Annotated in this window: 1 protein-coding gene; it reads left to right on the plus strand. The window is 63.5% G+C overall.

Annotation, left to right across the window (positions count from 1 at the left end):
• Positions 1-306 precede the first annotated feature (306 nt).
• Positions 307-1593 (plus strand): IS110 family transposase, encoded by a 1287-nt coding sequence (locus MFM001_RS24245; RefSeq protein ID WP_116377760.1) that lies wholly within the window; start codon positions 307-309, stop codon positions 1591-1593.
• Positions 1594-1649 lie beyond the last annotated feature (56 nt).

Consider the following 1649-nt stretch of genomic DNA (forward strand, 5'->3'; position numbering starts at 1 on the left):
GCGAGCAGCTACCAGGGGAACTGCGTTCCGGCATGGGGAATGAAAATTGAGCCTAGTGCTGGGCTGGGTTGGTGGTTGCGTCGCGGCTAGTGGCGGTTGACGCTTGAGGGTGTTTCGGTGACCCCGTTGCGTCTGTGTTGCCGGTGAGCACGGCGAGCAGCTTGGTGGCTGGAGGGCACCCCTCGTGGTTGTGCGGGGGGCATGGTTTGTTGCCTGTGAGCACGTGAGAGAGACTCCTGTTTCATTCAGCCCTCTCCGAAACACCTTCGAGAACAACATGTCTGGAAGGGAAGGAGCGCAGTGGCCGTGGAAGTGATTCATCCGCGGTGTGCGGGCATTGACGTGTCGAAGAAAGACGCCAAGGTCGGTATACGGGTTCAGGGCCGGGGTCGACGTGCCACGTCGACGACGGTGAGCAGCTGGGGGTCGACCACCGCCGAGATCCTGGCGTTGCGCGAGCATCTGATCGCCGAGCAGGTGTCGTGTGTGGTGATCGAATCGACCTCGGATTATTGGAAGCCGTTTTACTACCTGCTCGAAGACCAGCTCAACGTGATGCTGGTCAACGCCAAGGCCGCGCGCAATGTGCCCGGTCGTAAGACCGATGTGTCGGATGCGGCGTGGCTGGCCGATCTGGGGGCCCACGGGCTGCTGCGCGCCTCGTTCGTGCCGCCGGAGCCGATTCGGGTGTTACGCGATTTGACTCGGGTGCGCACCATCATCACCCGGGCCCGCACCAAAGAGATCCAGCGGCTCGAAAAGCTGCTGGAAGACACCGGGATCAAACTCTCAGCGGTGGCCTCCAACATCGTCGGCGCGTCGGGACGGGCGATGCTTGAGGCGTTGATCGCCGGTCAACGCGATCCGGCGCTGCTGGCCGATCTGGCCAAAGGGCCGATGCGCCAGAAGATCCCGCAACTCACCGAGGCGCTGCGCGGACGCTTCAGCGAGCATCACGCCTTTATGGTGCGGTTGTATTTGGATCGCATCGATGCCCACAGCGCCGATATCGCCCGCCTCGATGGGCGCATCGAGGAGGCGATCGCCCCCTTTCGCTGGGCCCGGGAATTGCTGATGAGCATCCCCGGTTGGTCGCAGATCATCGCCGATGTGTTCATCGCCGAAACCGGCGCGGACATGAGCGTGTTTCCCACCGCCGAACACCTCGCGTCGTGGGCTGGGGTCGTCCCCGGCTGTGATGAATCCGCGGGCCGGGTCAAATCGGGGGCCACCCGCCCGGGCAACCGTCACCTCAAGGGCGCCCTGGGTGTGGCCGCGCTGTCGGCGGCACGCACCAAAGACACCTACTACAGCGTGCGCTACCGGCGCATCGCCGGGCGGCGCCGGGCCGTGCGAACACGCAGGAACAAAAACCGGGGCATGTCGATCGCCGGCCAGATCGCCCTGGTCGCCATCGAACACAAGATGCTCACCGACGCCTACAACATGCTGGTCAACGGTGTCTTCTACCGCGACCCCGGCGCCGACTACTACACCCGACACCACCCCGGCAAAACCAAAACCAAAGCCATCAAGCAACTCGAAAGCCTCGGCTACAAAGTCACTCTCGAACCACTCACCGATGCGGCCTAACACCAGTACCCAGCCCCTCACCCGCGGGGGTCACCTCTATTTTCGAGAGAGACGCA

Source organism: Mycobacterium sp. MFM001, from assembly GCF_003402475.1.
Classification (GTDB): domain Bacteria; phylum Actinomycetota; class Actinomycetes; order Mycobacteriales; family Mycobacteriaceae; genus Mycobacterium.